The 10,246-nt window shown below is 35.1% G+C and carries 8 protein-coding genes; all 8 read right to left on the reverse strand.

The window, feature by feature from the left end; genetic code table 11:
• Window positions 1-164: 164 nt before the first annotated feature.
• A complete protein-coding gene (locus FOL89_RS17320; protein ID WP_144284004.1) occupies window positions 165-671 on the reverse strand; it encodes a hypothetical protein in 507 nt (168 codons plus the stop codon).
• Between the two features lie 9 nt (window positions 672-680).
• Window positions 681-1,226: a hypothetical protein gene (locus FOL89_RS17635; protein ID WP_185147008.1), complete on the reverse strand. Its 546-nt coding sequence runs from the start codon at window positions 1,224-1,226 to the stop codon at window positions 681-683.
• A gap of 362 nt (window positions 1,227-1,588) precedes the next feature.
• A complete protein-coding gene (locus FOL89_RS17325; RefSeq protein WP_144284005.1) occupies window positions 1,589-2,086 on the reverse strand; it encodes a hypothetical protein in 498 nt (165 codons plus the stop codon).
• Entirely contained in the window at window positions 2,067-2,627 is a 561-nt protein-coding gene (locus FOL89_RS17330) for a hypothetical protein (RefSeq protein ID WP_144284006.1), read from the reverse strand. The genes FOL89_RS17325 and FOL89_RS17330 overlap by 20 nt, the downstream gene beginning before the upstream one ends.
• 149 nt (window positions 2,628-2,776) lie before the next feature.
• Window positions 2,777-3,106 (reverse strand): DUF1493 family protein, encoded by a 330-nt coding sequence (locus tag FOL89_RS17335; protein ID WP_144284007.1) that lies wholly within the window; start codon window positions 3,104-3,106, stop codon window positions 2,777-2,779.
• A gap of 6 nt (window positions 3,107-3,112) precedes the next feature.
• Window positions 3,113-3,421, reverse strand: coding sequence for a DUF1493 family protein (locus tag FOL89_RS17340; protein ID WP_144284008.1), 309 nt, complete (start codon window positions 3,419-3,421; stop codon window positions 3,113-3,115).
• A 10-nt stretch (window positions 3,422-3,431) separates the two neighbouring features.
• The gene (locus tag FOL89_RS17345; protein WP_144284009.1) at window positions 3,432-7,214 is read right to left on the reverse strand and encodes a DUF6443 domain-containing protein; all 3,783 of its coding nucleotides are present in this window, start codon (window positions 7,212-7,214) and stop codon (window positions 3,432-3,434) included.
• Window positions 7,215-7,218: 4 nt separating this feature from the next.
• A complete protein-coding gene (locus tag FOL89_RS17350) occupies window positions 7,219-10,116 on the reverse strand; it encodes a hypothetical protein (protein WP_144284010.1) in 2,898 nt (965 codons plus the stop codon).
• Between the last annotated feature and the right edge of the window lie 130 nt (window positions 10,117-10,246).

A 10,246-nucleotide genomic window follows, 5' to 3' on the forward strand; every position in this document is an offset into this window, starting at 1 on the left:
TTTCCACCCTACACAAGCTGACTCTTGGTCGCTTTAATTTTACAAAAATATTGAAAAACATTTGGTTTTTAACACAGAATCTTTGCGCAGCGGGGAATATGATGATGCCAGATTATTACTTTTTTCAGAATATCAATCACTACTTTGATAAATTGCAGCCTTTTTCATTTGGTCGATAGGGTGATTCCTTGGGATCCGTTTAAAATAAGCTTTATTAGTTCATCTAAATATTTATATGACGAAAAATCTCCCCACTTACCTTCGCTAATAAACCTTTTAGCTACAGAAACAAAATTTTCTCTGTCTGTCCATATGTCTAGATTCTTTTTATTTAATGTTATAAAATTGAAATAATATAACTCTTCACTATTATCAGATGTTAACAAGTCAACAAAAATATAATTATTATAATCTGTTATAACTTTTTTATCAATGATACATTTTCTATTTTCAGGTCTAGTATTTATTATGTATTTTTCTGCAAATTCAACTGCTCTCTTCCCCAGCACATGATTTTTTAAACAACTTGTGTGAAATGATGTATCAGAAAATTGGTAAAAAATATCTTTAGTATTTTGTATAAATGGAGGAAAGGTGAAAAAATTTTTTTCATCTCTAATTTTCATGTTGCATATACTGCATATTGTTTGGTCAAGAATTGTTATAGCCATTTTATTAGTTTAAGGTCTTATTAATGTTGTGTTTCCACCGTGCAAAACATATTGTTTTGTCTGGTTTAATATTTTTAAAGCTGTAAAATCAGCTCCACTTGGAGGCGCAGCAGTTGGATGAGTGTGCCCAAAAAGTGTTTTAATTTGTCCCAATTCAAATCTAATACCACCTGGTCCACCACTAACAATTACTTTTTGTCCATTGGCCAATCTTACGACTGCATGTTCATTACCTGTTGACCAAGTTAAACCTTTTATGTCATTTACTATATCCGCAATTTTTGTTCCCTTCGGAATAATTTTCTGAACAGTCATTGGCAAGGTTTCACCACCAGCACTACTAGCAATATTGAATATCTTGTTTGATTGACTAATTAAGAATTTCCCAGCTCCAATAGCTCTCCAAGCTGCAACAAAAAACTCTCCGCCTACCATTGAGGAAGGTATATCTCTAAATATAAAGTTTTCTGCGGCTGTTACAGATTGTCCAACTTTGGTATCTCCAATAGCGCTGTATAATCTACTTCTGTTTTGTTGCAAGTGGTAATCCTCCATTCTTCTTCTCCAATCAGCCCATTCATCAGAAGGCGTTACGATACCGCCACCAATTCCGCCACCAATTCCGCCAATGCTTCCACCGCCGCCACCACCGCCGCCGCCGATGATCCGCTAGAAGATCCACCACCAAGGAAGGAAGGCATATAAGAGGGCCAAATAATTGGAGTTGGCGATATACTTGCACTCTTTATGCCACCAATTACAACTTCTTGTATCGGAAATGCACACTATTCACTAAATTCTACAAAAAGCCATTCAAAAATTAGAATAACCACATGCAAAATTGATTACATTTTTTTAACTTTTGTAACTGTCTTTTTTTCAGAAACTTTGGTTGTTTCTCAAAATCCTCTGTTTTGTTACTTGATTAATAGAGGGAGTCCCATTACCCACCAAAAATGACTCTTTCCTTGTATCTTCTTTTCAATTCGCTCTTTGTCAGTTTCTTTTTGTTTAAAAATTCTTTCTCGGTTAATACTTCCGGAATAAAATGCTACAAATACAGCAAAGCCTGCAATAATAAAGAAGTATAAGTAATATTTTATATGGTAATCCCTAAAGGAATCGAATTTTTTAAAATCTTCATTATAAACATATATTCCAACAAGAAAGCCTACAATAAAATATAAAAATATATACTGCCAGTAGGGGGTATCGAATATAATAGTATTATCAAGTGATACATATATTAATTTAGATCCAAAGTAAAAGATTATACCAAATAATAATGTGAAAACTAACCAAGTAGCAACTTTTGCAGATATTCTACTTTCTTTATCAACTTTATAATAATACCAATATATGTGATAAAATAATAATCTTATAAATCTAATCATCTTAAAATGCGGGTTTTCCATCGTTATAGTAATGTTCATAAGCAGCCATTGTGGCAAAATAACCTAAGGACAGCAAGGCTGTGGCAGGAAAGAAGCCCATAACTCCTGCTACCCCATCAGCAATGGCTCTTGTCCCTGATATATTACCTTTTCCATATTGATACAATGTATTAGCAACACCCACAGCACCAACTACTCTTCCTCCCCATTTCAAACCTGTTGAAGCGCTTTCTAAGAATTTGGCAGAAGTAGGAAATTTGGTACTTATCGTTTCAGCTATTACCTTGCTTTTTGTAATACTAGATGGCGCATTCCAATTTTTTAAGCCTTTAGAGGCAATCGTTGAACTAGATTCAATAATTCCTGCAAAAACTGTCACTTTTCCTGGATTACTTTGAATCCAGTTAGAAGTATTATTTAGTACATTAAAAGTACTATTTATCATATCTCCTTGCGTAGAATTCCACTGATTCATAAAATTATTAAAATGATTCCACATTTGGGAACCCCACCCGGAAGACTTTCCTTTGACAGTAACTTCAGGTACTAATACTTCTTTCAACCCATCATTAAAAACTAAAGGAGAGTATCCGCCTCCGCCAGAACCGCCGCCAATACTTCCACCACTACCGCCGCCGGAGCCGCCGCAGTATTTTTTTGTAACTATCTTATTTTCATAAACTTAATTGTTTTTAAAATCCTTTACTTTTTTTATTTGGTTAATAGAGAGGGGGCTGTTATCATATAATCATACAATTCTTGAATTGTTAATTCGGGTTTGATTTCTCGGGGTTTGCCTAATAGAGTTTTAAAAATAGTTGAAAAGCTAAACAAGCTAAAACCTTCTCTATAAAAGTATTTATTAAAATTAAAACTTTCAAAGGACACATTGAAGTTCTTTTGTAAATTCATTAATAATTCAACAGCATCATCTCCGTCTATTCCCAAGTCTGTTAATAATGTATTTTGTGGTAAAATTTCATTATCCTCATATCTTTCTTTTTTTATAAAAGAAATCAAATTTTCTATTGTTAGTTCCATAAAAAATCATTTCTTGTGCTGAAGCATATATTCATATAACTTTTGAATTGTTAATTCACGTTCTATTTTTCTCGGCTTTCGCAACCCTAGCCAACTTATGGATTTTATAATTTCATTTTCTTCTAAAAAATATTTTCTAAAGTCAAAATCTTCAAAGGACATTTCAAATTCTTTTTCCAAATGTTCTAATAAGTCAAATGCTTCAATGCCATTTATTCCAAAATCACCCGTAATAGTATTTGTAGGTAAAATTTCACCATCTTCCTTAATATCCTCTTTAATAAAAGAAATCAAATTTTCTATTGTTAGTTCCATAAATCAACTATTAAAAATCATAATATATACTCTCTCCAAAGTCCGAACCATAGCTATATCCAATAGCTCCACCAATAACTCCACCAACGACTCCGCCAATCAATGTTCCTGCTCCTGGGAATAAAGAACCTACAGTAGCACCTAATTCCGCTCCCATTTGTGCGCCAACATAAGCGCCTGCCCAACCGCCAACTTCTTGGGATGCAGCTAGTGCTTTATTATCCGCTGTTGCTATATTATAAATAGACATTCCCGCTGAAATTGCTACAACACCACGACCAATTACTGGTGTTGCTCTACCCGCGAAAGCTCCCCATTTCGTGGCTCTTAGAGGAGCCCCATTTATTTTTTTCGGAATTATATTCTGAATGTTTTTAGGAATTTTGTTATTAGCCCAGTTTGTGCTTCTAAAATATTCTGAAGCTATAGATGTTCCTTTAGTTGCTCCACCAAATTTTCCTCTGGTAGCTATAATATTATCTCCTACATAATTAAGACCGTGACCCAAACCATATAATCCTCCGTGTGCTGTATTTGACCAGTTTTGTGTTATAAAAGAATTAAATCCACCTTGCGTTGAATTCCATTGATTCATAAAATTATTAAAATGATTCCATATTTGGGAACCCCACCCGGAAGACTTTCCTTTGACAGTAACTTCAGGTACTAATACTTCTTTCAACCCATCATTAAAAACTAAAGGAGAGTATCCGCCTCCGCCAGAACCGCCGCCAATACTTCCACCACTACCGCCGCCGCCATTGGCTGCCATATAAGCAACAAAAGCATTAAACTGAGCACCGCTTTGAAATCGGTTCCAATCTCCAAAATTAACTCCATCCACATACTCCCACCCAGAATAAATATTGGGCATAGAATCTTTAAGATCCTGTATAGGGGAGGTGTATCTTCCGTCCGGATCTATAGACATAACCGGATTATTCATCACATACGCATAAGGTGAATGCGAAGAATATGATGACGCCAGCTGATCTATCCCGTTCCATCTTCCGATATCCGGCATGTATTGTCTCCAGCCATAATCGTACATTCCTGTTTCCTGAAGCTCCTTGCTGTTATATTTATAGTTGGCGTAGCTTCCCTGCCCGAAATAAGACACTTCTTCAGGTCTTATATGGTTCATCCCAAAAGGGTAGTAATCATTCTGATCTACAATATCAAGACCGCCGTTAGGGATTTTAAAATAACTCAGCCTTGAATTTCCCAGATGGTCTCTGTACTGGTAAATATATTTATTATTCTGGAAATCATAAAACCCTTCTGCCGTAGGAATGAAAGTTAGCTGTGCCTGATTGTAAAGAGCTTCCATACCACCTTCGAATGCTATTGATACAAACGCTTCCTGCTCATAGGCAAATTCCAGTGCGTTCCAGTCATTGGTTTGAGATCCTACATAGGTGAGATACTGAAATCCGTCTATATAATCTGTAACCACAGAATTGTTTTCGCTGCCGGCAAATATTTTTCTGATCTTTGTGCCATCTGCGCAGTAAGTGTAAAATATTTTTTTAAGATTATTATCAATATTAAATGCACTAGGTAAATTCAGAAAATTATAAGAAATATCATTAATGTTTTTATCAGGCATGCTTATCATATTGCCATTGGCGTCGTAGCTCAATTCATACCCTCCGCCTTCATATCCTGTAGGGTTACCGGAGTAGTCTTCAATTTTTGTAATTCTGTTTCCATCATCTATCATGTATTCCAGATCATCTACAACCTCTGCCTGATATATACCCATATTTGGAGCATGTCTCTTTAATCTTTCAATATTGCCATTAAGGTCATAGCTTATCTCTTCATTATAGAAGTCATTCTGCGGAACGCTCTCATCCGGATGACTGTATTCTGCCAGAGTAATCCTGTTTAAATGATCATATTTGTAATTGTATCTTTTGTAAATACCATTATTAGACGTCATCCAGTTAACTTCAGATATATTGCCGTTATATCTTGCCTCAGAACTTCCTTCCGGGTTGTTGTAACGGATATCATACGCAAAAAGTTTGTTGGTAGGATTGCTAAACTCGCTCTTGTTGATTCCCGTGAGCCAGCCGTGTATGTTGTATTCATAATCAATGACCTGAAGTGGAGAATTTAGAGAAGTGCCTCCAACTTTTTTCTGCTTTAGACGCGAGAGATCATCATATTCATTTTGAGCCAGAATTTCTTCAGGATTGTTATTTACCTGATGGTAATGTATTTTTAGCCGTTTCTGGTCATCGTATACAAAACGCTGTTTAATGAGGGTTTCAGCATCCGAATTTAATCTTTTGTGAAATACATATATCTCTAGCGGAAAACCGGAAAAATCTAATTTGCTTTCTGTTTTTGTATAACCTCCTAAATGATTAATGGTATGGGTTCCAACAGAACGGTTTTGCTGATCATACCAGACAAATGAGTCTGACCAGTTGTTGTCTTCAATATTTTTTACATACGTTGCTGTAGCAAGTGCTTTGGTACTTCTAACTGACGAATAACCATTGACCGATATGGAAACAGGGCTGTCATTCATCGTATTCGCTCCCTGTATGGCAGAAGGTTTAGAGGGACTTCCCGGAGGATAAGTATCATAATAATTAACAGACAATACCGATATATTGCTGTTAGGAATCGCTGTTCTGGTATAATAGATGTTTTTCCCATCCGAATTAAATGATGAAGTGGTAAAACTTTCATTGGATGAAGCATAGGATGAGTTATCAAACAGCGTCTGAAGAGCTGCTCTTGTAGAAGAATTACCGTAAATACCATTATATACAGGTCTGTCGAACCTGTCATATTTTACATAAGACCATTCACCATTCTGACGCTGTTTAGGATCCTGCGTAAGCGCAACCCTTCCCTGCTTATCGTACACAATAGATTCCCAATTATCTTTACCCGGAATCCTGCTTTCTGCCAAACGATCATATTTATCGTAACGGTACTGGTAGCAAAGACTACCCAGCAGACTATTGAGCAAGCTGAGATTTTGTATCTGTGCAGCTTTAGGAGGAATGATGTACACAAGATTACCTGACTCATCATACACATAATAAGTATCTACAAATGGATCAGTAGAACTTTTTAATTTTCTCTTCAATATTGTTTTACCTGAAGAATCGGTAAAAGTGTGTGTTATGAGACCATCTTCATCTTTTTGTACATATTTATATAAAGTGTTGGCTTTGTAATAACCGTTAGCAGTGTAGCTGTCATCAGGCGCAATGCCTAAGGCAACATCCTTTATTTTTGTAGAAGCGTTCCAAGTGGAGATCGCTTTGTATCTCATTACTTCCATTGCGCCGTTGGGGAAGTAATTAATTGTTTTGGTGTGGTTACCATTGATCTTCCAGTCATCACCTGATGATGAAGCCTTCAAAATTTTACTTACAGGAGATTTTTCGTAATCTATTTGCGAATATGCATTTGTAACTCCATAATAACTATTAACGCTGTTTTCTGCTATCCCTGAATGATAAGTTCCGTTAAGAGAAGCAGCAGGTAAAGGAAGATAATTTTTTGAAATTTTTCCGTTTTCATCGTATATAACAGGTACCACCAAATCTTTTTCTGTAGGTGTAGTTTTGATAGCAATATTTTGCTTCACTCTGCCTAAGCCGTCAAAATACTGCACCTCCTGAATCTGTTTTGCCGTAGAATTAGGAGTTGTAACAGCCTCAAGATAGGTTCTTGTATATACATAATTTTCTGTATTAGTCAAAGTTTGTGCATACAATAATAATGTTGCAAAAAAACTTGTAAAAAACAAAATCTTTTTCATCGTGTTATGGTTGAGGTTTTAGATTATACTTTTGTTCTTTTATAATGTTTCCATTTACGTCAACGACCATTTTCAGTTTTCCGTTGGCATCGTATTTATAGATTTCTCTTATCCCATCCGGCGGAGTAACGCTGGTGACACCAATAAGAGGATTATAAGTATACGTTGTGATCATAAAATTTTTAAGCTGGGTATTGTTCCGGTATTCATCAAGACCGTTTATCAATAGTTTTTCTGACGCTTCATCTACATCCTGGTCAGAAAGGGTTACAATCCCGGGAGAACCCGGCGGATTGAGAATAAACTGCAAGTCACTTGTCTTAGCACCCTGTACTTTTGCAATCGGAAACATATTATTATACCCGTAGATTAACGTTGTAGGAAAACCATTGCCTGTACTTTCATCAATATTCGTAGTGTACTGAAGCAGGTTCCCTTTACTATCATAAGCGTCATATCTCATGATCGTTTTTATACTGCCGTCAGTAGGATTATTGGAAATAATGGAGGTAGGATAAAGACTGTTGTTGGCAAACTTTGTAGTTACAGAAGAAATAATGTTTCCGTTTCTCTTCTTAGTGATACTAATAGGAATACTTTTAATATTATTATCAATCAGATGCTGATATTCATTGGTCTGCCCTGCCAAAGTTAAAAGATTGGGGTAGGTAAAAATCTCTTCATCCACAGTACCGTCTGAATGAGTTTGCTTTCTGCTTGTGATACTGTTGATTCTAAAACGGTTTTCATAAATTGTTTCTGTTTCAGAAACAATAGTTCCAGATCCTGATAGAAAATCATATTCTTTTCTGTTTAGTTTTTTTACTTCCCCTGGTCTCATGTAACCGTAGCCGGTAGAAATTGAAGTAGGACCGCCAGTATGCTCCAATTCATAATCAAATGTTAACTCTTTTACTTTAATGTTATTACTATTAAAGATTGATTTTTTAGATAGCAATCCGTTTTGTGTGAGGTTATAGTAGTTTTTTACGCTACGATTTACTCCGTCAATATTCATTAATGTCTCAGGATAATCACTTGGCAATTTAAAATAGTTGTGTGTGTATCCCATGTTCTCACCCTCACTTATTTTTACATTCTTATACAATACAAATTCTGACGAAGAGTAGGCATTTTCATTATAAAATCTATATCCGCTTGAGCTGTTATTGTTTTCGAATAAGTTGTATGAATAGGAGATAATTTTATCCGGAACACCGCTATTGGAAGAATTAAAATATTTTTCTGATTTTATCCTTACACCATGTGCAAAATCAATATTTTTATAGGGAGGTGCTGTATTTATCAACTCAAATACAGACAGAGTTCCTGAAACGTAAATACCGGGAAATGTTATAGTATGTTGTCCGGGATTCACAAGCATAGAGGTTGTTGAAGAGAAATTATTCTCATCACTATAAATTGCCCCGCATGAAGTTAAATTATTGGAACTACTACTATCAACATTAAAGGCTGCATAAAAATTTCCTGGATTTTCCTGAGTAAAGGGATTACTAGTATCTCTACCAGCATTGAAAACGAAATATATTCTTTTTTGTTTGGTAGGATCTCCCGCCAGATTCCATATTGCTAGACTGTTATTATTTGTATTTGAATAGCTGAAGTCTCCAATATGTACTAAGCTTTGTATAGTAGGATCCACATAGTTCCCATTCAAATTTTGTAGATATGAAGGAGCATTTTTGTCGAAGAAATATTCATTAGGCTCAAATTCGTATTCAATGGCTCCTCCTGTAGGTAAATGTATTTTTTTTAAAATACCTACTATACTTTCAGCAGGATAAGGAGTGGTTTCAGAAATAAGTATATTCATGCACGAAATTCCTGATAAATTCGGTATGGTTATATTATCCTGTAAGCCGGAAGTATTATACTCAAATCTTGTTATTTCCGGAGAGGACGGGTTTTCAAAATTCTTTTTTATAATTTTATCTAAGACTCTTTTCTGACCATTTAATGTTGAGAACATTTTCAGAGAGTACTCAAAATTATATTCATACAAATTTTGGCCATGATTATTTTGAGCTTTAATTTTTGAAACACTATAAGGATCATTAAATGTATTGTCTAAAAAAGCATTATGAGTGTATTCAAAATCTATTTTTCCTAATCCGGGGCTGTTTATTTTCTTAATTTTACAGTTTTGATAAAGTAACGTAGACGTTCCGGTAACGTATTGATTGTTTTTCTGATACTCATAGGTAAGTAAATCCATACCCTGAGGATTTTTTATACTAGTAATGTAAAATGCCGATCTGTAGGTTTTATTGCCCGTATACAAAGATTGACTAAAATCGTTATATACATATTTATAACCCCGGTCGTCTGTCAGAGTAAAAGAATTTACAATTAAAGTCGCGGAGTTATTAGATCGGGTGAATTCAATCAGTACATTGTTCCTGTTATGACTAACTGCAACAAAAGTATTATTTGCTATATCTCTCTGAATTTTAAATTTCCCGGAAATACCGCTCGGAAGGGTATAATAATATAGATCGTTAAAAGCATTAACATTATAATTAGGCGATGACGAATTGTCAAATAATTCGTCTAAATCCCCCACAATTTGTCTGGATATTATCCCTCCTGAAAATAGAGTCCACCCAAGTCCAACATCACTTACAAAATCTTCGTTGTTAACATTATAAGGATTATAAGACAATGATATATTTTCACTTATTGACTGGTCATGAGAAGGGATTCCTGCTAACGGAATACTAATGTCAGGAACTCCAGATGCTGTAGATACAGGCATTTCCTGATAAGTAGTAGTGTATGAAGCAGATGGTACAGGTTTAGGGAAATCCCCGAAATTTAATTGCTGACTTTGTGAATAAGCTAAAGTTGTTATAAAAATATAAATTAACTGTATTTTTCTCATATCTGTATTTATTTTTTAACGATTTTCGCATTCGCAGTTTTGTTATCATTGGTTTTCACCACCACCAGATAGGCTCCCTGAATGAGATTCTGCGTATTAATCTTGGTGATTTTGTTTTTTGTTTTCAGGC

It is taken from the genome of Chryseobacterium echinoideorum (assembly GCF_007474535.1).
Taxonomy (GTDB): Bacteria; Bacteroidota; Bacteroidia; order Flavobacteriales; family Weeksellaceae; genus Chryseobacterium; species Chryseobacterium echinoideorum.